Origin of the sequence: Streptomyces rubellus, from assembly GCF_036323805.1 — a bacterium.
Taxonomy (GTDB): Bacteria; Actinomycetota; Actinomycetes; order Streptomycetales; family Streptomycetaceae; genus Streptomyces.
On the sequence record NZ_JAZDCX010000005.1, the window covers coordinates 128,322 to 150,491 of the forward strand.

Consider the following 22,170-nt stretch of genomic DNA (forward strand, 5'->3'; position numbering starts at 1 on the left):
TGTGAGGGCGGGGCTGACGGACGGGTTTGACGGCCCGTCAGCCCAGGACCGCCAGGGCGTCGATCTCCACCAGCAGCCCGGCGGGCAGTCCGACGTAGACGGTGGTACGGGCCGGGGGCGCCGAGCCGTCGGCGAGACACTCCGCCAGATGGGCGTCGTAGAGCTCGTTGAACTCGGCGAAGTGGGCGGTGTCGGTGAGGTAGACCCGGACCATCACCACGTCCTCCCAGCTCGCGCCGCCCTCGGTCAGGACCGCCCCGACATTGGCCAGGGTCTGCGCGGTCTGCTCGCGCAGCGTCGGTCCGGCCGGGGCGGGCGGCCGCCCGGGGCCGGTGGGCAGGAAACCGACCTGCCCGGCCACCTGGAGGAGGTTCCCCTTGCGCAGGCCGTGCGAGAACCGGGCGGGCGGGGTGGTGTGGGTGGGCGGGGTCACCGCGGTCTTCGCGGTCCTGCCGGGGGTGTCGCTCAATGCCGCTCTCCTGTCGGGCTCGTGGTGCGGGTGCCGGTGCCGGGGTCCCGGCCGGAGTACTCGGCGCCGACGGCCTCCGCCGTGCGGCGTACCAGCGGCACCAGGCGTATCAGCTCCTCGGCGCCGGCGACGGCACCGGGCGCGGAGACGGACAGCGCGGCGACGGCCCGGCCGTCCGCGCCCCGTACGGGCGCGGCCACGCAGTTGATCGTCTCCTCGTGGCCGCCGAGGTCGGTGGCCCAGCCCTGCTCGCGCACCCGGGCCAGCTCCGCCAGGTAGGCGGCGGCGTCCTTCGTGGAGCGGGCGGTGTGGCGGGGGTAGTCGAGCCGCTCGGCCAGGGCCCGCCGCTCGGGCTCGGGGAGGTCGGCCAGCAGCACCTTGGCGACGGCGGCGACGGTGATCGCCACCGGCCGGCCGACCCGCGAGTACATCCGTACCGGGTAGCGGCTCTCGACCTTGTCGACGTAGACGACCTCGTCCTCCTGCCGGACGGCCAGATGGACGGTGTGCCCGCAGGCCGCGTTCAGCTCCATCAGCCGGGGGCGGGCGACGGCGCGCACGTCGAGGTTCTCCACCGCCTCCTGCGCGAGGGCGAACAGCCGCGCCCCCAGCCGGTAGCGCTGGTCGGGCTGGCGGTAGACCAGGCCGTGGCCGTGGAGGGTGCGCAGCAGGCGCAGGGCGGTGGACTTGTGGACGTCCAGCTCCCGGGCGACCTGTTCCAGGCCGGCCGGCCCCCGGGCCAGCAGCGGCAGGATGCTCAGTGCCCGGTCGACGCTCTGGCTCACGGGTCAGCCCTTCCGTGTTTCCGGGCCCGGGACCGGGCCCGGGCCCGGCTCCCGGCCGCCGTCCGCCGTCCAGCCGGGGGCGAGCCGCAGCCGGGCCCAGGTCTCGTCGTCGAGGGCGGCCAGCCGGTCGGCGAGGGCGCGGGCGGGCGGTTCGGCGAAGTCCCCGGCTGCGGTGAGCACGGCGGCGGCCGTCAGGTGGCCGTGCCGCAGCCGCAGCGGGACGGGCAGTCCGCGCAGGGTCGCCGAGAGGAATCCGGCCGCGAACGCGTCCCCGGCGCCGACGGGGTCGGTGACCGCCACGGACGGGGCCGGTACCCGGAACTCGCCGTCCGCGGTGTACGCCGTCGCGTCCCGGCCGCTGTCCTTGACCACCAGGACGGCCGGCTCGGGCAGCAGGAGCCGCAGCCGCCCGGGATCGGTCACCCCCCAGGCCTCCCGCGCCTCGTCCGCCCCGACGAAGACCAGGTCGCAGCGGCGGGCGAGCGCGGCCGGTACGGCGGGGTCCCCGCCCCGCCACAGGGCCGGACGGTGGTTGACGTCGAAGGACAGCAGAGGACGCCCGGGCCGGGGCCCGGTCAGCTCCGTCAGCAGGGCACGGCAGGAGTCGGAGAGGGCCGCGGTGATCCCGCTGAGGTGGAGCACCCGGCCGGAGTACGCCGTGGCGCGGTCGACGGTGTCCGGGGACATGGCGGAGGCGGCCGAGCCGGCGCGGTGGTACAGCACCTCGGCCGGTCCGTCACCGGGGCCGGGTCCGCCGCTTCCGGCGGTGCGGAAGTACACGCCGGTGGGGCGGTGCGGATCACGCCGGACCGCGGAGACGTCGACCCCGTGGGCGGCGAGCTCGGCCAGCACCCGGTCGCCGAGGCCGTCGGCGCCCAGCCGGCTCACCCATCGGACCCGGTGCCCGGCACGGGCCAGCAGGCACGCGACGTTGGACTCGGCCCCGCCGACCCCGCAGGCGAAACGGGCCGCGCCGGCGAGACCGCCGGGGCCGTCGGGCCGGAGGACCGCCATGGTCTCCCCCAGGCAGACGGCATCGGCCGGGGCGCCGGCGGGGGCGCCGGCGGGGGGCTGCGTCATGGCCGGCTCCGTTCCTGGACTGCTCCTGGGCTGCCGTTGACCGGGTGTTCGCCGGGATGCTAGACAGCCTTGAGCACATCACGCAACGACCGTTGCACACAATGCAACAGCGGACGCTCCCATCGGCGTTCCCGCCACGGCACCCGGAGGCCCCATGACCGCCGAGCCCACCCCCGTCTCCCCCGTTCCCGACCCGGTCGCGGCCCTCGCCGGGGAGCGGGTCGACCACCGCTTCAAGAGCCTGCCCCCGGACGCGGCCGGGCTGACCGTGGGCGAGCTCGCCGCCCAGCGGCGCTCCGTGTTCACCGGCGGCTTCACCACCCCGCTGCTGACCCTCTCGGCCGATGCCCTGGAGCACAACCTGCGGCACCTGGCGGAGTTCTGCGCCCGGCACGGTCTGGCCTTCGCCCCGCACGGCAAGACCTCGATGTCCCCGCGGCTCTTCCGGCGGCAGCTGGACCTGGGCGCCTGGGGCGTCACGGTGGCGGTGCCCTGGCAGGCCCGGGTCTGCCGGGCCTTCGGGGTGCGGCGGATCTTCCTGGCCAACGAGGTGGTGGACGCCGCCGCGCTGCGCTGGCTGGCCGGTGAGCGGGCGGCCGACCCCGGGGTGCGCTTCGTCTGCTACGTGGACTCGGTGCGCGGGGTGGAGCTGATGGGCACCGCGCTGGGCGGCGTGCCGGGCGCCCCTCCCCTGGACGTCGTGGTCGAGCTCGGGGTGCCCGGCGGCCGCACCGGGGTCCGTACCGCCGGGCAGGCGGCCCGGGTCGCCGAGGCGGTGGCCGCCTCCCCGGCGCTGCGGCTGGTGGGGGTCGCCGGCTACGAGGGCGAGGTGCCGGACGCCGACGCCGGCCGGGTGCGGGCCTGGCTGCGCTCCCTGACGGCGCTGGCCGCCCACCTGGACGCGGCGGGCCGCTTCGCCTCCCTCGGGGCGGACGAGGAGATCGTGGTGAGCGCGGGCGGCAGCGCCTGGTTCGACGTGGTGGCCGAGGAGTTCGCGGCCCTGCCGGAGCTGTCCCGGCCGGTGCTGCGGCTGCTGCGCTCGGGCGCGTACGTCTCCCACGACGACGGCCACTACCGGCGGCTGACCCCGTTCAACCGGGTGCCCGGCGAGGGGTCGCTGCGGCCCGCGTTCCGGCTGTGGGCGCAGGTGGTCTCCCGGCCCGAGCCGCATCTGGCGTTCCTCAACGCGGGCAAGCGGGACGCCTCCTACGATCTGGGCCTGCCCCAGCCGGTGGCCGTCCGCACCCCGGACGGCACCGAGCGCGGCGCGGCGGGGCTGGAGGTGGTGAAGCTCTCCGACCAGCACGCCTTCGTCACCGTCGGCCCGGAAGCGGGTCCGGACGGCGGGCCGGCCAGCGGGCTGGAGGTGGGCGACTGGGTGGCGCTGGGCCTGTCCCACCCCTGCACGGTCTTCGACCGCTGGCAGCTGATCCCGGTGACCGGGGCGGACGGCACGGTCACCGACTTCGTCCGCACCTTCTTCTGAGCCGGGCCCGCGGATGGATCTCGTCCTGCGCGGCGCGACCGTCGCCGACGGCACCGGCGCGCCCCTCTTCCGGGCCGACGCCGGCATCGCCGGCGGCCGGATCGCGGTGCTGCACCGGCCCGGGGACGGCCCGCCGCGCCCCGGGGGCCGGCGCGTCCTGGACGCCGCCGGCCTGGTCCTGGCGCCCGGCTTCGTCGACATGCACGCGCACAGCGACCTGGCGCTGCTGAGCGACCCCGACCACTCCGCGAAGGCCGCCCAGGGCGTGACGCTGGAGGTGATCGGCCAGGACGGACTGTCGTACGCGCCCGTGGACGACCGCACCCTGGACCAGGTGCGGCGGACGGTCACCGGCTGGAACGGGGACGGCTCGGACGTGGAGTTCACCTGGCGGAGCGTCGGGGAGTACCTGGACCGCCTCGACGCCGGCACCGCCGTCAACGCCGCCTACCTCGTCCCGCACGGCACGGTGCGGGCGATGGCCGTCGGCTGGGAGGACCGGCCCGCCACGGCCGGGGAGCTGCGCCGCATGCGGCGCCTGGTCGCCGAGGGGCTGGCGCAGGGCGCGGTGGGCATGTCCTCGGGGCTGACGTACTCCCCGGGCCGGTACGCCGACGACGCCGAGTTGACCGGGCTGTGCCGGACGGTGGCCGCGTACGGCGGCTACCACTGCCCGCACCACCGCTCCTACGGCGCGGGCGCGCTGGAGGCATACGCGCAGATGGTGGCGGTCGCCCGCGCCTCGGGCTGCGCCCTGCACCTGGCGCACGCCACCCTGAACTTCCCCGGCAACGCGGGCCGGGCGCCCGAACTGCTGGCGCTGCTGGACGCGGCACTGGCCGACGGGGTGGACGTGACGCTGGACAGCTATCCCTACCTGGCCGGCTGCACCACACTGGCCGCGCTGCTGCCCGGCTGGGCCTGCGCGGGCGGCCCCGAGGCGGTCCTGGCGCGGCTGCGGGACGACGGGGTGTGCGAACGCGTCCGGTACGCGATGGAGGTGGAGGGCTCGGACGGCTGCCACGGTGTGCCCGTCGACTGGGACACCGTGGAGGTCTCCGGCACCGCCGATCCGGCACTGGCCGGGTACACGGGCCGGACGGTGGCGCGGTCGGCGGCCGAGCGCGGCGAGGAGCCGTTCGCGGTGGCCCGGCGCCTGCTGCTGGCCGACCGGCTGGGCACCACGGTGCTCCAGCACGTGGGGCACGAGGAGAACGTCCGGGCGATCATGCGGCACCGGGTCCACACCGGCGGCAGCGACGGCATCCTCGTCGGCGACCGGCCGCACCCGCGGGCGTACGGCACCTTCCCGCACTATCTGGGCCGCTATGTGCGGGAACTGGGGGTGCTGTCGCTCCAGGAGTGCGTGGCGCGTCTGACCGGGCGGCCCGCCGCCCGGCTGCGGCTGCCGGACCGGGGGCTGGTGCGCGAGGGGTACCGGGCCGACCTGGTGCTGTTCGACCCGGAGACGGTGGCGGCGGGCGCGACGTTCGCCGAGCCGCGCAGGCTCCCGGTGGGCATCCCGTACGTCCTGGTCGACGGCCGGTTCGTGATCGACGGCGGCCGCCGTACCGACGCGCTGCCGGGCCGCTCGGTGCGGCGCGCCGGGTGGTCCGGCGGCGGCCGCTGACCCGCCGCCCGCCGGCCGCCCGCTCCCGGCGGCCGGTTCCGGTCAGGTCGCGTTGTAGGCCACCAGCGAGATCCCCACGTAGTGGAACGCGAAGGCGGCCAGGGTGAGGGAGTGGAAGACCTCGTGGAAGCCGAACCAGCGCGGTGACGGGTTCGGCCGCTTGATGCCGTAGACGATCCCGCCCGCGCTGTAGAGCAGCCCGCCGGCGACCACGCACACCAGCACGGCGACCCCGCCCGTGCGCAGGAAGTCGGGGAGGAAGAACACCGCGGCCCAGCCCATCGCGATGTAGCAGGGGGTGTAGAGCCAGCGGGGCGCGCCCACCCAGAAGACCCGGAAGACGATCCCGGCGACGGCGGCGGCCCAGATGCCCCACAGCAGCAGCTGACCGCGGCCGCCGGGGACCAGCAGGATCGTCAGCGGGGTGTAGGTGCCCGCGATGATCAGGAAGATGTTCGCGTGGTCCAGGCGGCGGAGCACCGCCTCGGCGCGCGGACCCCAGTCCCCGCGGTGGTACAGGGCGCTGACGCCGAACAGCAGACAGGCGGTCAGCGTGTAGACCGCGCAGGCGGCGCGTCCCCGCGCGGTCTCCGCGAACGCGGTCAGGAAGACGCCGGAGACCAGCACGGCCGGGAACATCCCGGCGTGCAGCCAGCCCCGCAGCCGGGGTTTGAGGTACTGGGCGGCCCGGTCCGCGGCCTGGTCGAGGGTTCCTGTGTCATCGGGAGCTGCGGCGGTCATACGTCTCATCGTACCTACGTGATCGTAGGTTGCCGCTATGCCGTGGCGTTGCTCACGGCCTGCCCGTCTGGACAGGAGCACTCCGAAAGCGGAGTATCAAATGAGCGTAGTCGGTACCGGATGAGCATGCCGCGGCGTCCGGACCGCAGCCCCCAAGGGGCCACGGCTGAGATGCGGACATGAGAGACGGATACATGTGCGGTGTCCGTCATGTCCACCACGACAACGGAAAACCCTCAACCTCTGGAGCGATCGTGGCGCGCAGTACTGCGGCTCCCGGCAACACCACCCCGACCCGGCACAGGGAACTGACCGCCTGGGTCGACGAGATCGCCGCCCTCACCCAGCCCGACCGCGTCGTCTGGTGCGACGGCTCGGAGGCGGAGTACGACCGGCTGTGCCGGGAACTGGTCGAGAAGGGCACCTTCACCGAGCTGGACCCGGTCAAACGTCCCCACTCGTACCACGCCGCCTCCGACCCGGGCGATGTGGCGCGGGTGGAGGACCGGACGTTCATCTGCTCCGAGAAGGAGGAGGACGCCGGCCCCACCAACAACTGGATGGCCCCCGCCGAGATGCGGGAGATCTTCACCGGCGCCGGCGGGCAGGGCGGCGTCTTCCGCGGCTGCATGCGCGGCCGCACGATGTACGTCGTCCCCTTCTGCATGGGCCCCCTCGGCTCCCCCCTCTCCGCGCTGGGCGTGGAGCTCACCGACTCCGCCTACGTGGCCGTCTCCATGCGGACGATGACCCGCATGGGCAGCGCCGTGCTGGAGGAGCTGGGCGAGGACGGGGCGTTCGTGAAGGCGGTGCACAGCGTGGGCGCCCCGCTGGAGCCCGGGCAGGCCGACGTCCCGTGGCCGTGCAACTCCACCAAGTACATCTCCCACTTCCCCGAGACCCGGGAGATCTGGTCCTACGGCTCGGGCTACGGCGGCAACGCCCTGCTGGGCAAGAAGTGCTACGCCCTGCGCATCGCCTCGGTGATGGCGCGCGACGAGGGCTGGCTGGCCGAGCACATGCTGATCCTCAAGCTCACCCCGCCCCGGGGGGAGTCGAAGTACGTGGCCGCGGCCTTCCCCAGCGCCTGCGGCAAGACCAACCTGGCGATGCTGGAGCCGAGCATCCCCGGCTGGACGGTCGAGACCATCGGCGACGACATCGCCTGGATGCGCTTCGGCGAGGACGGCCGCCTCTACGCGATCAACCCCGAGGCGGGCTTCTTCGGGGTGGCGCCGGGAACCGGCGAGCACACCAACGCCAACGCGATGAAGACCCTGTGGGGCAACGCGATCTTCACCAACGTCGCCCTCACCGACGACGGCGACGTGTGGTGGGAGGGCATGACGGAGGAGCCCCCGGCCCGTCTGACCGACTGGCGGGGCGACGACTGGACACCGGAGTCCGGCACCCCGGCCGCCCACCCCAACGCCCGCTTCACCGTGCCGGCCGCGCAGTGCCCGATCATCGCCCCGGAGTGGGAGGACCCCAGGGGCGTGCCGATCTCGGCGATCCTCTTCGGCGGCCGCCGGGCGAGCGCGGTGCCGCTGGTGACGGAGTCCTTCGACTGGCAGCACGGCGTCTTCCTCGGCGCCAACGTGGCCTCGGAGAAGACCGCGGCGGCCGAGGGCCGGGTCGGCGAGCTGCGCCGCGACCCGTTCGCCATGCTGCCGTTCTGCGGCTACAACATGGGCGACTACATGGGCCACTGGCTCGAGGTCGGACGGAAGACGGACCCGGAGAAGCTGCCGAGGATCTACTACGTGAACTGGTTCCGCAAGAACGACGCGGGCGAGTTCGTGTGGCCGGGCTTCGGCGAGAACAGCCGGGTGCTGAAGTGGATCGTCGGCCGGCTGAACGGCGAGGCCGAGGGCGTGGCGACCCCCATCGGCACCGTCCCGACGCGGGAGGCCCTGGACACCGCCGGGCTGGAGCTGTCCGAGGAGGACCTGGACCTGCTGCTGACCGTGGACCGGGAGGTCTGGCGCGAGGAGGCGGCGCTCATCCCCGAGCACCTGAACACCTTCGGCGACCACACGCCGAAGGAGCTGTGGGACGAGTACCGCGCCCTGGTCGAGCGGCTGGGCTGAGCCCGGCCCGCCGCTTCCGCCGCCCCGCCGCGCACGGCACCGTGTGCGGCGGGGCGGCGGGCGTACGGGCCCGCCGGTCCGGTCCCCGGTCAGCCGGCCTCGGCCAGGCCGAGCGCCCGGGAGTGCGCCGCCATGCGCTCGGCGGCCAGCTCGGCCGCCTCCTTGTTCGCCCGGGAGGTGGCCACCACCAGCGCCTGCCCGGCGAGGTTGTGGGCCCGCTGGTGGAGGGCCGCCGTACGGGCCGCGTCGGCCGTGGCGGCGGACGGGGTGGCCCGCAGGGGCGGCCGGCCGCACAGCCGGGTGACCTCGCCCTCCAGCCGCCGCGCGGCCGCGTCCAGCGCCGGGTGGGGGGTGAGGACGCGGAGCTCGTCGGTCACGGTCAGCAGCGCGGTCAGCTGCCCGGCGAGCCGGTTGTCCAGCTCCTCCGCGCGGGAGCGGCGGGGAAGACCGCGCCCGGTCCCGGCCTGCTCGGCCATGGTGTGGACCGACGGTGTGCGAATCGGTTCGTACATGGATGGCCTCCTGGCGTTTTCAGGAGACCATCCTAACTTGGACACTGTCTAAAGTTACCGCCGCCGCAGGACACTCCGTCAGTTTTTCCGGCGCCTTTTCCGGCGTCCCTCGTCCGTGCGCCCCTCAGTACTGGCCGTAGCCGTCCAAGAAGTCCCCGATCCGCCGCACCGCGTCGGCCAGGTCCTGCACGGCCGGCAGGGTGACGATGCGGAAGTGGTCGGGCTCGGGCCAGTTGAAGCCCGTGCCGTGCACGACCATGATCTTCTCCGCCCGCAGCAGGTCGAGGACCAGTTGCCGGTCGTCCTTGACCTTGTAGACCTTGGGGTCCAGCCGCGGGAAGAGGTACAGCGCGCCCCGGGGCTTCACACAGGTCACCCCCGGGATGGCGGTGAGCAGCTCGTACGCGGCGTCGCGCTGCTCCAGCAGCCGCCCGCCGGGCAGCACCAGGTCGTTGATCGACTGCCGGCCGCCCAGGGCGGCGGCCACCGTGTACTGGGCGGGCATGTTGGCGCACAGCCGCATGTTCGCCAGGATCGTCAGGCCCTCGATGTAGCTGGCGGCGTGCGCCTTCGGCCCGCACACGGCCATCCAGCCGCTGCGGTAGCCGGCCACCCGGTAGGACTTGGAGAGCCCGTTGAAGGTGACGGTGAGCAGGTCCGGGGCGAGGGCGGCGGTGGGGGTGTGGGTGGCGCCGTCGTAGAGGATCTTGTCGTAGATCTCGTCGGAGTAGACGATCAGGTTGTGCCGGCGGGCGATGTCCGTCAGACCGCGCAGCAGCTCGTCGTCGTAGACGGCCCCGGTGGGGTTGTTGGGGTTGATGACCACGATCGCCTTGGTGCGGTCGGTCACCTTGCGCTCTATGTCGACGAGGTCGGGCATCCAGTCGGCCTGCTCGTCGCAGCGGTAGTGCACGGCGGTGCCGCCCGACAGGGAGACCGCGGCCGTCCACAGCGGGTAGTCCGGCGCCGGCACGAGCACCTCGTCGCCGTCGTCCAGCAGCGCCTGCATGGCCATCTGGATCAGCTCGGAGGCGCCGTTGCCGAGGTAGATGTCCTCCATGTCGAGGTCGATGCCCTTGGTCTGGTAGTACTGCATCACCGCGCGCCGGGCGGCCGGCAGGCCCTTGGCGTCGCCGTAGCCGTGCGCCGACCCGACGTTGCGCAGCATGTCCTCGAGGATCTCCGGCGGGCACTCGAACCCGAAGGGCGCGGGATTGCCGGTGTTGAGCTTGAGGATGCGGTGACCCGCCGCCTCCAGCCGCATGGCCTCCTCGAGTACCGGGCCCCGGATCTCGTAGCAGACATTGGCGAGCTTCGTCGACTGGATCACCTGCATACCGGTCACTCTACGGGCGCCTCACCCGCGGCGCCGCGTGTTCTTCCCCACGCGGGTGACGCGCACCGGAGCGCGCCCGTGCCCGCCGGATGCCCGGCAAGCACCCGTCACCTGCCCGAATGTCTCCGATACCGGCGGAAACGTGGCGCCGCCGCGGACCGGTGTCCGAGAATCACCGGCATGGCCCCCGCACGCACCTCGTCCCCTTCCGCACCCAAGCTCGGGCTCCGGGAGCGGAAGAAGATCCGCACCCGTCAGGCGATACGGCAGGCCGCGTACCGGCTCTTCGCCGAACAGGGCTACGACTCCACCCCCGTCGACCAGATCGCCGAGGCCGCGGAGGTCTCGCCGAGCACCGTCTTCCGGTACTTCCCGACCAAGGAGGACATCGTGCTCGCCGACGGGCACGACCCGGTCACCGTGGCGGCGCTGCGCGGCCGGCCGGCCGACGAGCCCCCGGTGCGGGCCGTGCGGGAGGCGCTGTACTCGACGGTCGGCGAGGCCTACCGGACGGACCCGTCCGAGATGTACCTGCGCGCCCGCCTGATCCGCGACGTGCCGGCCGTCCGCGCCCGGCTGGCCGAGCACACCGAGACCACCGGCCGGCGGCTGCGCGAGGTGCTGTCGGAGCGGACCGGGCGGCCGGAGGGCGATCTGGCGCTGCGGGTCGCCACGACCGCGATGCTGGGGGGCCTGACCGAGGCGATGCTCCACTGGGTGGAGAACGACATGCCGGGAGACCTGGCCGAGCAGGTCGGCCGCGCCCTCGACTTACTGGAACGCGGCCTCCCGCTGTGAGCGGCCGGGGCGGCCGGCCCGGCGGTCAGTCCCCCGCCCGGACGTCCGCGACCGTCCCCACCGCCCGGGCCAGCCGCTCCGGGTCGGCGGTGGGGGCGTCGCACACGAAGTGGCGGCAGACGTACGCCGCCGGACGGCCGTCGATCAGCGGCCGGTCCCGCAGCAGCGGGGGGACCTCCGCGCCGCCGTCCGGTGCCGGCTCCCCCACCGCCACCACCGCGCCGGGCGCGGTGGCCAGCAGGGCGGTGCGGTGCAGTACGGCGGTCGCCGGATCGGCGGCCGGGCCGACCACCGCGATCTCGCGCGGCCCGTCGAGGGCCGCCTCGGCGGCGGCCAGTCCCCAGCCGGTGAAGCGCGGCACCCGCGGGGCCAGCGCGGTCACGACGCCCAGCGCCCGTTCGGCCGCCTCGCGGTGGCGGGCGCTGCCGGTGTGGGCCGCGTAGGACAGCAGGGCCGCGGCGGCGGCCGTCCAGCCGGAGGGGACGGCGTTGTCGGTGGGGTCCTGGGGGCGGCGGATCAGCTTCTCGGCGTCGTCGGCGGTGTCGTACAGTGCGCCGTCGGGTGCGGTGAAGCGCTCCAGCACGGTCTCCAGCAGGGTGCCGGCCAGCTCCAGCCAGGCGTCCTCGCCGGTCACCGAGTACAGGGCGAGGAAGCCCTCGGCGACGTCGGCGTAGTCCTCCAGCACCCCGGCCCCGGGGCCCGCCGCGCCGTCGCGCGAGGTGCGCGCCAGCCGTCCGTGCTCGTCGAGGTGGACGGCCAGCAGCAGATCGGCGGCGGTGGTGGCCGCCTCGACCAGGTCGGGGCGGTCGAAGTAGGCGCCGGTCTCGGCGAGCGCGGCGATCGCCAGCCCGTTCCAGGCGGCGACGACCTTGTCGTCCCGGCCGGGACGCGGACGCCGCTCGCGCGCGGCCAGCAGCCGCCGCCGCACGGACTCGGTCCGCCCGGCGTCCAGCGGGGTGCCGGTGTCCGGCAGCCGCAGGACGGAGGCGCCCTCCTCGAAGGTGCCCTCCTCGGTCACCCCGAAGTACGCGGCGGCCGTCTCGGCGTCCTCCGCGCCGAGGACCTCGCGCAGTTGCTCCGGCGTCCAGACGTAGTACGCGCCCTCCTTGTGCCCGGCAGCCTCATCGGGGCCCTCGGTGCCGTCGGGGCTGTCGGCGTCCAGCGCGGAGGCGAAGGCGCCGTGCGCGGTGCGCAGCTCGCGCACCAGGAAGCCGGCGGTCTCCAGCGCGATCCGCCGCCCCAGTCCGCTGCCGGTGGCCCGCCACAGATGCGCGTACACCCGGCAGAGCAGCGCGTTGTCACTCAGCATCTTCTCGAAGTGGGGCACGAGCCACTTCTCGTCCACCGAGTAGCGGGCGAAGCCGCCGCCGAGCTGGTCGTAGATCCCGCCGCGGGCCATCGCCTCGCAGGTGGCCTCCGCCATCTGCAGCGCGCCCTCGGAGCCGGTGCGGGCGTGGTGGCGCAGCAGGAACTCCAGCACCATCGACGGCGGGAACTTGGGCGCGCCGCCGAAACCGCCGTACCGGGCGTCGAACTCCCGGGTCAGCCCGAGCAGCGCGGCCCCCAGCTCCTCGGGGCCGGGCGGGCGCGGGGTGCCGTCGCCGGCGTAGCCGATGCTCCGGCCGGCCAGCTCCGCCACGATCCGCCCGGCGGTGGCGGCGACCTCCTCCCGGCGGTCGGCCCAGGCGGCCCGTACACCCTCCAGCACCTGCCGGAAGGACGGCATCCCGCCCCGGGGCCGGGGCGGGAAGTAGGTGCCGAAGTAGAAGGGCTCGGCGTCGGGGGTGAGGAAGACGGTCATGGGCCAGCCGCCGTGCCCGGTGGCGGCCTGGACGGCCTCCATGTAGACGGCGTCGACGTCCGGCCGCTCCTCGCGGTCGACCTTGACGGACACGTAGTGGGCGTTGAGGTAGGCGGCGGTGGCCTCGTCCGCGAAGGACTCCTCGGCCATCACGTGGCACCAGTGGCAGCTGGCGTACCCGACGCTCAGCAGCACCGGCACGTCCCGCCGCCTCGCCTCCTCGAAGGCATCGGGCGACCAGGGCCACCAGTCCACCGGGTTGTCGGCGTGCTGCTGGAGGTAGGGGGACGTCTCGGCGGCAAGTCGGTTGGCCATGCCCCCATCCTGCCCCCGCGCGCCCCGGACCGGCGAACCATCGGGTCCGCGCGGCGGGTGCCGGCCCGGCCGGGTCAGGAACCCGACGCCTGGAAGTCCGACAGCGCCTGGTTGAAGCGGGTGAGCAGTTCGCAGAACACCGCCTGTTCGTCCTCGCTCCACTCCTGGGTCAGCAGGGCCATCAGCTCGCGCCGCGAGGTGCGCACCTGCTCCAGCCGCGCGGCGCCGCGCGGGGAGAGCTGGAGGACGACCGCTCGGCCGTCGTCGGGGTGCGAGGTGCGCTTGACGAGGCCGGACTCGACGAGCGGCGCGACCTGGCGGGTCACGGTCGAGGAGTCGATCCCCATGCCCGCGGCGAGCGCCTTGACGCCCGTCGGCCCGTCCTGGTCGAGCCGGTTGAGCAGCAGGTAGGCGGCGCGGTCCATGGAGTTCCGGGCCTGGCCGACGCCGCCGAGCCGGGTCTGCTCGGCGCGGCGCGCGAAGAGCGCCACCTGGTGCTGCATGGCGTCGAGGAGGCTGTCGGGACCGGGCCCGGAACCGGACCCGGGGGGTGTGGGGGGCATGCTGGCCTGCACGCTCGCTTCGCTCGTTTCGTCGTAGGGGTGGGCGGTCGTCATGTCCGGGTGCGTGGGCATGGCCGGTGGCTCGCTTCTTGAGGAATACGGGGTACGACGGGCTGAGGGTTTGCCACAGAGTACGCGTCCCGGGGCCGTGTCGTACCGGTGCCGTACGAATCCGTCCGGACCCGGAAGGACCTACCGCCGGTAGCCCGAGGTGGGCCCCGTGACGCCGTCGTCCGGCCTCCGGGCGGGGTCCGCGCCCGGCCGCCCCGGGACCGGGCTGCCAGACTGGCGGCATGGTTGCCAGTTCCCTCCCGCACAGTGGTTCCGACGGCTCCGACGGCTCCGCGGTCCTCACCCTCGACGACATCAGAAGCGCCCAGAAGACCCTCTCGGGGGTGTCCCGGATGACGGCACTGGAGGGCAGCCGCCATCTGAGCGCGCTGGTGGGCGCGCCGGTCCTGCTCAAGTGCGAGAACCTCCAGCGCACCGGCTCCTTCAAGATCCGCGGGGCGTACACCCGGATCGCCGCGATGCCCGCCGCGGAGCGGGCCCGCGGCGTCGTCGCGGCCAGCGCGGGCAACCACGCGCAGGGTGTCGCCCTGGCCGCCTCCCTGCTGGGGGTGCGCTCGACGGTCTTCATGCCGGTGGGCGCGCCGCTGCCGAAGGTGGCGGCGACCCGGGAGTACGGCGCCGAGGTGCGGCTGCACGGGCAGGTGGTGGACGAGACGCTGCGGGCGGCCCAGGAGTACGCGGCCGGGACCGGGGCGGTCTTCATCCACCCCTTCGACCACCCCGACATCGTGGCCGGGCAGGGCACGGTCGGGCTGGAGATCCTGGAGCAGTGCCCCCGGGTGCGCACGGTCGTCGTCGGGGTGGGCGGCGGCGGTCTGGCCGCCGGGCTGGCGCTGGCGGTGAAGTCGCTGCGCCCGGACGTACGGGTGGTCGGGGTGCAGGCCGAGGGCGCGGCGGCGTACCCGCCCTCGCTGGCCGCGGGGCACCCGGTGGCGCTGGAGTCGGTGGCGACGATGGCGGACGGCATCAAGGTCGGGCGGCCCGGCGACGTGCCCTTCAAAATCGTTGGCGAACTGGTGGACGAGGTCCGTACGGTGTCCGAGGACGCGCTCTCCAGCGCGCTGCTGCTCTGTCTGGAGCGGGCCAAGCTCGTCGTGGAACCGGCCGGGGCCGCTCCGGTCGCGGCGCTGCTGTCCGCCCCGGAGGAATTCGAGGGGCCGGTTGTGGCGGTGCTCTCCGGGGGGAACGTCGACCCGCTGGTGCTGCAGCGGACACTGCGGCACGGCATGGCCGCGGCGGGCCGTTACCTGTCGCTGCGGCTGCGGCTGACCGACAGCCCGGGGGCGCTGGCCGCGCTGCTGGGGGAGTTGTCAGTGGCGGACGCTAACGTCCTCGACGTCAGCCATGTACGGACCGATCCCCGGCTCGGACTCGCGGAGGCAGAGGTGGAGCTTCACCTGGAGACCAAGGGGCCGGAGCACTGCGCCGAGGTGACGGCGTCACTGCGCCGGTCCGGCTACACGGTGCTGGACTGAGGGGCCGGTCCCGCCGTGCCGAACCCACCGGTCCCGCGCCGGGGACGCCGCCGCCCGGGGACGGCCGGAGCCGGGCGGACACGCGACTCCCCGGCGCGCAACGCGAATTGACGCGATATATCGCGTTGCTGCATAGTGCTGACCCACGCCGCGTCCGCGGGGTGCCCGCCGGCCCGTCCGCGCCGGACGTCTCCGGCGCGCCGCCCGCCCCCCCCCACCACGGGCCCCGCTCCCGAAGACCTTTTCCGCCCATCCACATCCCAGGGGAGAACCGCCATGCCAGGTGCCATCCATGCCGAGGGCTTGGTCAAGACCTTCGGCGACGTCAAGGCGCTGGACGGTGTCGACCTCGATGTCCCGGAAGGCACCGTGCTGGGCCTGCTCGGGCCGAACGGCGCCGGCAAGACCACCACCGTCCGGGTGCTGACCACCCTGCTGCGGCCCGACAGCGGCCGCGCGACGGTGGCGGGGATCGACGTCCTCGCCCAGCCCCACCAGGTGCGCCGCTCCATCGGCCTGTCGGGCCAGTTCGCGGCCGTCGACGAGTATCTGACCGGCCGTGAGAACCTGACGATGGTGGGCCGCCTCTACCAGATGTCCGCCCGGGACGCGAAGCGCCGGGCGGACGAGCTGCTGGAGCGGTTCAACCTCGCCGACGCCGCCGACCGGACCGCCAGGACGTACTCGGGCGGCATGCGCCGCCGGCTCGACCTCGCCGCCGCGCTGGTCGTCAGCCCGCCGGTGATGTTCATGGACGAGCCGACCACCGGCCTGGACCCCCGCAACCGCCAGGCGCTGTGGGAGGTCATCGAGGAGCTGGTCTCCGGCGGCACCACGCTGCTGCTGACCACCCAGTACCTGGAGGAGGCCGACCGGCTCGCCCACGACATCGCCGTCGTCGACCACGGCCGGGTCATCGCCCGAGGCACCTCCGACGAGCTCAAGGCGCGGATCGGCGGTGAGCGCATCGAGGTGGTCGTCCACCGGCGCGAGGAGATCACCGCCGCCCAGGAGGTGCTGCGCGTCCTCGGCAGGGGCGCGGTCGCCCTGGAGGAGCACACCCGGCGGCTCACCGTACCGGTGGTCGGCGGCGCCAAGCTGCTCGCCGAGGTCATCCGCGACCTGGACGCCCGCGGCATCGAGATCGACGACATCGGACTGCGCCGCCCGACCCTCGACGACGTGTTCATCTCCCTGACCGGCCACGCCGCCGAGGAGGACGGTCCGGGGAACGGCACGGAGAACGGCAAGGACAACCACGGCGCCGGGCAGACCGGCGGACAGAAGGAGAGCGTCAAGTGAGCACCACCACGGCCGAGCCGGCCCCCGGCACCCGGGCCCCGCGCTCGGCGGGCGGCATCCGCCAGTCCGTGTCGGACTCGCTGATCGTCGCCCAGCGCAACCTGCTCCGCATGATGCGCATCCCGGAGGTGGTCATCTTCGGGCTGATCCAGCCGATCATGTTCGTGGTGCTGTTCAGCTACGTCTTCGGCGGCTCCATCACCCTCCCCGGCGCCGGCGCGGACGCGGAGGCCTACCGCTCGTTCCTGATGGCGGGCATCTTCGCCCAGACGGTCACCTTCGCCACGGCCGGCGCGGGCGCGGGCATCGCCGAGGACATGCACAAGGGCCTGATCGACCGCTTCCGCTCACTGCCGATGGCACGCGGCGCGGTCCTCACCGGCCGCACCCTGGCCGACCTCGTCCAGACCGCGCTGACCCTGGTGGTGCTGGCGGTGGTGGCGCTGCTCGTCGGCTGGCGCGCCCACGAGGGGATCCTCAAGGCGCTGGCGGGCTTCGGCCTGCTGCTCCTGCTGGGCTACGCCTTCACCTGGATCGGGGCGCTGATCGGCCTGTCGGTGCGCACCCCGGAGGCGGCCACCTCCGGCGGGCTGATCTGGCTGTTCCCGCTGACCTTCGTCTCGATCGCCTTCGTGCCCGCGGAGAACATGCCGTCCTTCCTGCAGAACGTCGCCGAGTGGAACCCGTTCAGCGCGACCGTGCTGGCGTGCCGCGAGCTGTTCGGCAACCTCCCGGCGGACTACCCGACCCCCGACGCCTGGCCCATGGAGAACCCGGTGCTGGCCTCGGTGCTGTGGTCGGTGGTGATCATCGCGCTCTTCCGCACCCTGGCGGTCCGCAAGTACCGTTCGGCCGCCTGATCCGTACCCGGCACACCGGCCCCCGGGCCGCCGCGGGATCGTCCCGCGGCGGCCCGGGGGCCGCCCCTCTCTCACCGCCGGTGTGCCGCCTCCGGCACCGGCCCGGCGCTCAGCCCTGGTACGGCTTGGCCCGCAGGATCCGCACCGACGCCGTCCGGCCGTTCGGCAGCTCGTACCGCGCGTCGTCGCCGACCTTCTTGCCGTTCACACCCGAGCCCAGCGGGGACTGCGGCGAGTAGGTCTCGATGTCCGAGCTCATGTACTCGCGGGAGGCGAGGAGGAACGTCAGGGTGTCGTCCTCGTCGCCGTCGAAGGCGACGGTGACCACCATGCCGGGCTCGACCACGCCGTCGTCCGCCGGAGCCTCGCCGACCTTGGCGTTCTGCAGGAGCTGGGTGAGCTGGCGTACCCGCAGCTCCTGCTTGCCCTGCTCCTCCTTGGCCGCGTGGTAACCGCCGTTCTCACGGAGGTCGCCCTCCTCGCGGGCCGCCTCGATCTTCTTGGCGATCTCGGTGCGGGCAGGACCCGACAGGTACTCCAGCTCGGCCTTGAGCTGGTCGTACGCCTCCTGGGTGAGCCAGGTGACGTTGTCGCTGGTCTGGGTCACAGGTGCTCCTCGTCGGTACTCGGGATATAAAGCAACGCCCTACCCGAAGGGTGGCGCCTTCATGGGTGGGCGAAACCACGAGCCTAACAATTCCGGGGGAAAAGGGAAGAAGGTCGGACCGCCGCCGCCCGGGGCGGATCGTCAGGTTCCGTCCACTGCCGTACAGCCGACCAGTTTGGCGGTGGTCGCCCTGGCCGTGGTGCGGAGGGTGACGACCTCGTCGATCCGGCTCTCCGGCGCCTCGAAGGTGAAGTCCGCGCGGCCGACCTCGCCGCCGTCCTCGGCGAGCGAGCTCACGGTGCACACGCCCGTGACGTCCGCGTCCTTGCGGACCTCCAGATGGACGGCGACCTCCCGGTCCGACACCACCTCGAACTTGATCAGCTCGGCGCTGACCTTCGTCCCCATGACGTACGACACCCCGAACCAGGCGATCATCGCCAGGAAGACCACGCCCAGCACCGCGCCGACCGCCTTCAGCCCGCGGTCCGGACCGGCGCCGCCCGGGCGCCCGTAGCGTCCCTGGGGAAGCCCGCCGCCTGCGGGAGTCGCGGAGGTCATGGGGTCACGTCCTGTCGGTCCGGTGGGGGAATACAAGCGGATGCCGGTTCGGTCACTATAGAAGCCGTCTTCCGAGACCAGGTAACGAGGATCGAGCCTTGACTGAACAGCTCAGACTGATGGCCGTGCACGCGCATCCCGACGACGAGTCGAGCAAGGGCGCGGCGACCATGGCGAAGTACGTGTCCGAGGGGGTGGACGTGCTGGTCGCGACCTGCACGGGCGGAGAACGCGGCTCCATCCTCAACCCCAAGCTCCAGGGCGACCCCTACATCGAGGAGCACATCCACGAGGTGCGGGCCAAGGAGATGGCCGAGGCCCGCGAGATCCTCGGGGTGAAGCAGGAGTGGCTGGGCTTCGTCGACTCCGGCCTGCCCGAGGGCGACCCGCTGCCGCCGCTGCCGGAGGGCTGTTTCGCCCTCCAGGACGTCGAGGAGGCGGCCGGGCGGCTGGTGGCACTGATCCGCTCCTTCCGGCCGCAGGTCGTCACGACCTACGACGAGAACGGCGGCTACCCGCACCCGGACCACATCATGACCCACAAGATCACGATGGTGGCCTTCGACGCCGCGGGTGACCCCGCGCGCTACCCGGAGGCGGGCGAGCCCTGGCAGCCGCTGAAGCTCTACTACAACCAGGGCTTCAACCGCCCCCGCACCCTCGCCCTGCACAACGCGATGCTGGAGCGCGGCCTGGAGTCCCCCTACGGCGAGTGGCTCAAGCGCTGGGAGGAGTTCCAGCGCCCCGACCGCACCCTGACCACCCATGTGCCCTGCGCGGACTTCTTCGAGATCCGGGACAAGGCGCTGATCGCCCACGCCACCCAGATCGACCCCGACGGCGGCTGGTTCAAGGTCCCGCTGGACCTCCAGCGGGAGGTCTGGCCGACCGAGGAGTACGAGCTGGCGAAGTCGCTGGTGGACACCTCGCTACCCGAGGACGACCTCTTCGCGGGTATCCGCGACAATTGACGCCATGAGCCCCACCACCTTCCTCGCCCTGAGCCCCGCCGCCGGCCTCGTCGACCTCGCCAAGGAGTTCGACGAGACCAAGGTGACGCCCGGAATCCTCGGCTTCCTGGTCTTCGCCGTGCTGGGGGTGGCCGTCTGGATGCTGCTGAAGTCGATGACCCGCCACATCGGGAAGGTCGACTTCGAGGAGCGGCCCGCCGGGGACGCCGAGCGTCCCTGAGCCGCCGCGGGCGGGCCCGTCCCCGCCGGGAAGGTCCCCGGCTCCGCCGCCCCGTGCCGCCGCCGTACGCCCGGCGGGCGTACGGCGGCGGCACGGGGGTGCCCCACACGTGTCACACCTGGGCGCCGGTGTCGCCGGGCCGCCGCTGCGGCCGGCGGCGGGAACGCTGCCCGGTGAGCGCGGAGGACTTCCCGCCGCGCTGGGGCGGCGGCGTGTCGGTGCGGGCCTCCAGCTCGATGGCCACGGGCGTGGCGGTGAACACCGAGGACCAGGTGCCCACCACGATGCCGATGATCAGCGCGAGGGCGAAGTCCGTCAGGGTGTCGCCGCCGAGCACGGCGAGCGCGAGCAGGATGAACAGCGCGCCCAGACCGGTGTTGACGGTACGGGGCACGGTCTGCAGGACCGCGGCGTTGGCGACCCGCGCGAAGGGGGTCTTCCGGTCGGCCGCCCACAGCTCGCGGACCCGGTCGAAGACCACCACCGAGTCGTTGACCGAGTAGCCGATCACGGTCAGCAGCGAGGCCAGGAACACTCCGTCGAGCGTCTTGCCCAGCCAGGCGAAGATCCCGACCAGGATCAGCACGTCGTGGACCATCGCCGTGACCGCGCTCACCGAGAACGTCCACCGGAACCGTACGGCCAGATAGAGCATCTGGGCCGCCAGGGCGACCCCGAGTGCGATCAGCGCGCCCCGGCGCAGCTCGTCGCCGATGCTGGGCCCGATCAGTTCGTCGCGGACCTTCTCCGTCTCCCCGCCCAGTTCCTCGACCACCTCGGCGACCTCGGCCGCCTCGTCGTTGGACAGTTCCTCGGTGCGCACCGTGAGGTCGCCGTCCCCGGAGGTCTGGACGACGACGCGCGGGAAGCCTGCGTCGGCCAGCGCGGTGCGGGCCTCCTCCGGATCGACGGGCTGGGCGGTGGAGTACTCGATCATCCGTCCGCCGGTGAACTCCACCCCGAAGTTCAGCCCCCGCACCGCGATCCCCGACCCGGCCAGGACGACGGCCACCAGGGAGACGGCCAGCCAGCGCCGCGGCCGGCCCATCAGGTCCGGCCGCCGCTCGGTGAGCCACTCGCGCACCCGGCCCACATTGGCGATGCCGGTGATCCGCGGGCGGGCGCGGACCGCGCCCCGGGCGACGGCGAACTCGGCCAGCACCCGGGTGACGACCAGGGCGCTGACCATCGAGGCCAGCACACCGATGGACAGCGTCACACCGAAGCCGCGCACCGGGCCGGAGGCGAAGAAGAACAGCAGTCCGGCGGCGAGCAGCGTGGTGACGTTGGAGTCGGCGATGGCGCTCAGCGCGTTGCGGAAGCCCGCCGTGACGGCGGTGCGCAGGCCCCGGCCGCGGTGGGCGGCGTACTCCTCCCGGGCCCGTTCGAAGACCAGCACGTTGGCGTCCACCGCCATGCCGATCGCCAGCACGAAACCGGCCAGACCCGGCAGGGTGAGGGTGGCGCCCAGGGCGACCAGCGCGGCGTAGGCGATCAGCCCGTAGCAGGCCAGCGCCACGACGGCGAGGAAGCCCAGCAGCCGGTAGACGACGATGATGAACAGCGCGGTCAGCGCGGTGCCGATGACGGCGGCCCAGGCACTGGCCTCGATGGCCTCCTCGCCGAGGGTCGGGCCGACGGTCCGCTGCTCGATGATCTCCACCGGCACCGGCAGGGCGCCGCCGTCGATGAGCAGGGCCAGCTCCCTGGCCTCCTCCCGGCTGAAGCTGCCGGTGATCTGGGTGGAGCCGCCGGTGATGCCGACGTCGCACTGGACCGAGGGGTCGACCTGCGGCGAGGAGATGACCCGCTCGTCCAGCACGATCGCGACCCGGCGTTCCGGGTCGCCCGGCGGGGAGCAGGCCGCCTCGCCCGTCAGGTCGGCCCAGGCGTCCTTCCCCTTGCCGCGCAGGTCGACGGTGACGAACCAGCCGCCGCCGGTCTGCTGGTCGATCTGCGCCTCGGCACCGGAGACCTCCGCCCCGGTGAGGGCGGGCGGGCCCAGCCGCAGCCGCTGCCCGGACTCGTCCGGCAGGATCTGCTCCTCCTCTCCCGCCTCCGCGCCCTCCTCGGCGGTCCCGGTGACGGGATGGAAGGAGAGCTGCGCGGTACGGCCGAGGACCTCGGCGGCCTCGCGCGGGTCCTGGAGCCCGGGCAGCTCGACGATGATCCGGTTGTCCCCGGAGCGGGCGATGGTGGGTTCGGCGACGCCGAGCGCGTCGACCCGGCGGCGGAGCACCTCCAGGGTGCGGTCGGTGGCCTCCCGGTCGGCCTCGGCAGTGGGCGAGTCGCGGGTCTCCAGCACGATCTGGGTGCCGCCGCGCAGATCGAGACCGAGCCGTGGGGAGGTGGTGACGGCGAAGTAGGCGGACAGGGCGACGACGGCGAGGGCGATCAGCGCCCGCACCAGGGTGGCGCGTGTCAAGGGTTGCCTCCAGCAGGACGTGCGCCACGGCCGGTGACGGGCCGGGGCGTACGGGAAGTGACGGGTGTGGG

20 protein-coding genes are annotated in these 22,170 nt (G+C 73.7%); 9 read left to right on the forward strand and 11 right to left on the reverse strand.

Annotation, left to right across the window (positions count from 1 at the left end):
* Positions 1-37: 37 nt before the first annotated feature.
* The 3 genes from V1L54_RS07660 to V1L54_RS07670 are packed head-to-tail and all read right to left on the reverse strand — an operon-like array spanning position 38 to position 2,334.
* Positions 38-469 carry a RidA family protein gene (locus V1L54_RS07660; protein WP_330117127.1) on the reverse strand — a complete coding sequence of 144 codons (432 nt, stop codon included), beginning with the start codon at positions 467-469 and terminating at the stop codon, positions 38-40.
* Positions 466-1,254: an IclR family transcriptional regulator gene (locus tag V1L54_RS07665; protein ID WP_330117128.1), complete on the reverse strand. Its 789-nt coding sequence runs from the start codon at positions 1,252-1,254 to the stop codon at positions 466-468. Before V1L54_RS07665 ends, V1L54_RS07660 begins: the two co-directional genes overlap by 4 nt.
* Positions 1,255-1,257: 3 nt before the next feature.
* Positions 1,258-2,334: a sugar kinase gene (locus tag V1L54_RS07670; protein WP_330117129.1), complete on the reverse strand. Its 1,077-nt coding sequence runs from the start codon at positions 2,332-2,334 to the stop codon at positions 1,258-1,260.
* Positions 2,335-2,488: 154 nt separating this feature from the next.
* Between V1L54_RS07670 and V1L54_RS07675 the strand changes: the two genes are divergently transcribed.
* Together V1L54_RS07675 and V1L54_RS07680 are read left to right on the forward strand one after the other, a co-directional pair.
* Entirely contained in the window at positions 2,489-3,820 is a 1,332-nt protein-coding gene (locus tag V1L54_RS07675; RefSeq protein ID WP_330117130.1) for an amino acid deaminase, read from the forward strand.
* Positions 3,821-3,833: 13 nt separating this feature from the next.
* A complete protein-coding gene (locus V1L54_RS07680; protein ID WP_330117131.1) occupies positions 3,834-5,450 on the forward strand; it encodes an N-acyl-D-amino-acid deacylase family protein in 1,617 nt (538 codons plus the stop codon).
* 42 nt (positions 5,451-5,492) lie between these two features.
* On the opposite strand, the gene trhA is transcribed toward V1L54_RS07680, so the two are convergent.
* Positions 5,493-6,191: a PAQR family membrane homeostasis protein TrhA gene (gene trhA, locus V1L54_RS07685; protein WP_330117132.1), complete on the reverse strand. Its 699-nt coding sequence runs from the start codon at positions 6,189-6,191 to the stop codon at positions 5,493-5,495.
* A 254-nt stretch (positions 6,192-6,445) separates the two neighbouring features.
* On the opposite strand from trhA, the gene V1L54_RS07690 reads away from it, so the two are divergent.
* Positions 6,446-8,281, forward strand: a complete 1,836-nt coding sequence (locus tag V1L54_RS07690; RefSeq protein WP_330117133.1) for a phosphoenolpyruvate carboxykinase (GTP) — start codon at positions 6,446-6,448, stop codon at positions 8,279-8,281.
* A gap of 89 nt (positions 8,282-8,370) precedes the next feature.
* Here V1L54_RS07690 and V1L54_RS07695 read toward each other — a convergent pair whose 3' ends face one another.
* Positions 8,371-8,793: an SCO4983 family protein gene (locus tag V1L54_RS07695; RefSeq protein ID WP_330117134.1), complete on the reverse strand. Its 423-nt coding sequence runs from the start codon at positions 8,791-8,793 to the stop codon at positions 8,371-8,373.
* Between the two features lie 124 nt (positions 8,794-8,917).
* Positions 8,918-10,129 carry a pyridoxal phosphate-dependent aminotransferase gene (locus tag V1L54_RS07700; protein WP_330117135.1) on the reverse strand — a complete coding sequence of 404 codons (1,212 nt, stop codon included), beginning with the start codon at positions 10,127-10,129 and terminating at the stop codon, positions 8,918-8,920.
* Positions 10,130-10,309: 180 nt separating this feature from the next.
* Between V1L54_RS07700 and V1L54_RS07705 the strand changes: the two genes are divergently transcribed.
* Positions 10,310-10,927 (forward strand): TetR/AcrR family transcriptional regulator, encoded by a 618-nt coding sequence (locus V1L54_RS07705; protein ID WP_330117136.1) that lies wholly within the window; start codon positions 10,310-10,312, stop codon positions 10,925-10,927.
* A 25-nt stretch (positions 10,928-10,952) separates the two neighbouring features.
* Here the strand turns inward: V1L54_RS07705 and V1L54_RS07710 are convergent, their stop codons facing one another.
* Together V1L54_RS07710 and V1L54_RS07715 are read right to left on the reverse strand one after the other, a co-directional pair.
* Complete coding sequence (locus V1L54_RS07710; protein ID WP_330117137.1) at positions 10,953-13,043, reverse strand: thioredoxin domain-containing protein; 2,091 nt, start codon at positions 13,041-13,043, stop codon at positions 10,953-10,955.
* A gap of 74 nt (positions 13,044-13,117) precedes the next feature.
* A complete protein-coding gene (locus tag V1L54_RS07715; RefSeq protein ID WP_443076531.1) occupies positions 13,118-13,678 on the reverse strand; it encodes a MarR family winged helix-turn-helix transcriptional regulator in 561 nt (186 codons plus the stop codon).
* A gap of 221 nt (positions 13,679-13,899) precedes the next feature.
* On the opposite strand from V1L54_RS07715, the gene ilvA reads away from it, so the two are divergent.
* The 3 genes from ilvA to V1L54_RS07730 all read left to right on the forward strand — a co-directional run bounded on the left by ilvA (position 13,900) and on the right by V1L54_RS07730 (position 17,315).
* A complete protein-coding gene (ilvA, locus tag V1L54_RS07720) occupies positions 13,900-15,153 on the forward strand; it encodes a threonine ammonia-lyase (protein WP_330117138.1) in 1,254 nt (417 codons plus the stop codon).
* A 276-nt stretch (positions 15,154-15,429) separates the two neighbouring features.
* The gene (locus tag V1L54_RS07725) at positions 15,430-16,455 is read left to right on the forward strand and encodes an ATP-binding cassette domain-containing protein (protein WP_330117139.1); all 1,026 of its coding nucleotides are present in this window, start codon (positions 15,430-15,432) and stop codon (positions 16,453-16,455) included.
* A complete protein-coding gene (locus tag V1L54_RS07730) occupies positions 16,452-17,315 on the forward strand; it encodes an ABC transporter permease (protein ID WP_330117140.1) in 864 nt (287 codons plus the stop codon). The genes V1L54_RS07725 and V1L54_RS07730 overlap by 4 nt, the downstream gene beginning before the upstream one ends.
* A 109-nt stretch (positions 17,316-17,424) precedes the next feature.
* On the opposite strand, the gene greA is transcribed toward V1L54_RS07730, so the two are convergent.
* Both greA and V1L54_RS07740 read right to left on the reverse strand, forming a co-directional pair.
* A complete protein-coding gene (gene greA, locus V1L54_RS07735; RefSeq protein WP_100202637.1) occupies positions 17,425-17,922 on the reverse strand; it encodes a transcription elongation factor GreA in 498 nt (165 codons plus the stop codon).
* A gap of 141 nt (positions 17,923-18,063) precedes the next feature.
* On the reverse strand, positions 18,064-18,483 hold the full coding sequence (locus V1L54_RS07740; RefSeq protein WP_330117141.1) for a DUF4307 domain-containing protein: 420 nt from the start codon (positions 18,481-18,483) through the stop codon (positions 18,064-18,066).
* A 98-nt stretch (positions 18,484-18,581) separates the two neighbouring features.
* On the opposite strand from V1L54_RS07740, the gene mca reads away from it, so the two are divergent.
* Positions 18,582-19,454: a mycothiol conjugate amidase Mca gene (mca, locus tag V1L54_RS07745; RefSeq protein WP_330117142.1), complete on the forward strand. Its 873-nt coding sequence runs from the start codon at positions 18,582-18,584 to the stop codon at positions 19,452-19,454.
* A gap of 4 nt (positions 19,455-19,458) precedes the next feature.
* Positions 19,459-19,674 carry a hypothetical protein gene (locus V1L54_RS07750; RefSeq protein WP_330117143.1) on the forward strand — a complete coding sequence of 72 codons (216 nt, stop codon included), beginning with the start codon at positions 19,459-19,461 and terminating at the stop codon, positions 19,672-19,674.
* 112 nt (positions 19,675-19,786) lie between these two features.
* Here V1L54_RS07750 and secD read toward each other — a convergent pair whose 3' ends face one another.
* On the reverse strand, positions 19,787-22,099 hold the full coding sequence (secD, locus tag V1L54_RS07755) for a protein translocase subunit SecD (protein WP_330117144.1): 2,313 nt from the start codon (positions 22,097-22,099) through the stop codon (positions 19,787-19,789).
* Positions 22,100-22,170 lie beyond the last annotated feature (71 nt).

Excerpts from the sequence above, each read along its gene's own strand:
- V1L54_RS07670 (WP_330117129.1), bottom strand. The coding sequence starts at position 2,334 with ATGACGCAGCCCCCCGCCGGCGCCCCCGCCGGCGCCCCGGCCGATGCC.
- V1L54_RS07675 (WP_330117130.1), top strand. The coding sequence starts at position 2,489 with ATGACCGCCGAGCCCACCCCCGTCTCCCCCGTTCCCGACCCGGTCGCG.
- V1L54_RS07680 (WP_330117131.1), top strand. The coding sequence starts at position 3,834 with ATGGATCTCGTCCTGCGCGGCGCGACCGTCGCCGACGGCACCGGCGCG.
- trhA (WP_330117132.1), bottom strand. The coding sequence starts at position 6,191 with ATGACCGCCGCAGCTCCCGATGACACAGGAACCCTCGACCAGGCCGCG.
- V1L54_RS07695 (WP_330117134.1), bottom strand. The coding sequence starts at position 8,793 with ATGTACGAACCGATTCGCACACCGTCGGTCCACACCATGGCCGAGCAG.
- V1L54_RS07700 (WP_330117135.1), bottom strand. The coding sequence starts at position 10,129 with ATGCAGGTGATCCAGTCGACGAAGCTCGCCAATGTCTGCTACGAGATC.
- V1L54_RS07705 (WP_330117136.1), top strand. The coding sequence starts at position 10,310 with ATGGCCCCCGCACGCACCTCGTCCCCTTCCGCACCCAAGCTCGGGCTC.
- V1L54_RS07710 (WP_330117137.1), bottom strand. The coding sequence starts at position 13,043 with ATGGCCAACCGACTTGCCGCCGAGACGTCCCCCTACCTCCAGCAGCAC.
- V1L54_RS07715 (WP_443076531.1), bottom strand. The coding sequence starts at position 13,678 with ATGCCCACGCACCCGGACATGACGACCGCCCACCCCTACGACGAAACG.
- ilvA (WP_330117138.1), top strand. The coding sequence starts at position 13,900 with ATGGTTGCCAGTTCCCTCCCGCACAGTGGTTCCGACGGCTCCGACGGC.
- V1L54_RS07725 (WP_330117139.1), top strand. The coding sequence starts at position 15,430 with ATGCCAGGTGCCATCCATGCCGAGGGCTTGGTCAAGACCTTCGGCGAC.
- V1L54_RS07740 (WP_330117141.1), bottom strand. The coding sequence starts at position 18,483 with ATGACCTCCGCGACTCCCGCAGGCGGCGGGCTTCCCCAGGGACGCTAC.
- V1L54_RS07750 (WP_330117143.1), top strand. The coding sequence starts at position 19,459 with ATGAGCCCCACCACCTTCCTCGCCCTGAGCCCCGCCGCCGGCCTCGTC.